1 pseudogene is annotated in these 1,018 nt (G+C 45.1%); it reads right to left on the bottom strand.

Annotation, left to right across the window (positions count from 1 at the left end):
* Positions 1-1,018: pseudogene (locus AKG09_RS12100) on the bottom strand (hypothetical protein); the annotation flags it as partial.

The following is a 1,018-nucleotide window of genomic DNA, read 5'->3' as shown; positions in this document are numbered from 1 at the left end:
GCCGTCTTGGTTCAAATCGCGCCATACGCGCAGTTTGGCGAAGTTTTCGTCTTTGGCATCCACCACACCATCGCCGTTGCTGTCGAATTCGGCCAGAGCGGCAAAGCCTGTTGGTGCGTTGCTGCCGTCTTTCAGTGTGTAGTTGTCGCCGAAGAGTTCGTTGCCGTTGTTGATGATGCCGTCTTCATTGCGGTCGATAACCAAAAAACCGTCGTCGGCAGCCACCCAGCCGGTGGCGGTTTGAATGCCGTCTTTATCATGGTCGAAAAGCGCGCCTTTATAGGCATTGGTGCTGACGGTTTCTATGCCGTCACCATCGAGGTCAAGTGTTAGCGGATCTGGACGTAAGACATGGAATTTACCGCTACGGTTGGCATCTTGCCATTCTTTCCAGTCTTCAGGGGTGCACCAGTGTTTTTCTTTTGTTCCCCAGTCTGAAGCCCAATCAAGAATTTTAGGCAACAGTTTTTGTTCCATCGCCTCTCGTAGCTCTGCCCATCCTTTATCAATTTCTTCAAAAAATTCTCTAGCTTTCTCTTTCCAAGTATTCGGATCAAGAGCTTTATCTAGTGTTTTAGAAATATCTAATAATGTGGGCAATATAGCCTCTCCTCCTTTATCTAATAAATCTTTACCTCCTTTATCTATATCTCTAACAATATCCTTCACATCATTAAACGATTTCTCAAATTCAGATTTAACATTATCTTTTAAGATGTCGCCTGTTTTTTTTAATGTTTCAGTGCTAGCGTCCAAATCCGTAATTTTAGGTAGCCCTGTCCTATCATGGGGATCCCATACAGCTAAATCAGCCTTAGTTTTATTTAAAGCTAATGCGCTGGCGGCATAGGCTGAAGCTAATTTGCTATTAGCATTCCCCACTGTTTCCAAAGCTTTACCCGCTGCTTTATTCCTTGAACCGATGGCATCTCCCGCATATTGCGCAGCATTGCCTAGCAAACTTCCCAAAGCTGCTTGGGTTGCCATCACGTCAGACACTTTAATCCCTTGGTTGTTT

Source organism: Neisseria sp. 83E34, assembly GCF_001308015.1.
Lineage (GTDB): Bacteria > Pseudomonadota > Gammaproteobacteria > Burkholderiales > Neisseriaceae > Neisseria.
This window is presented reverse-complemented; position numbering and strand designations above follow the sequence as displayed.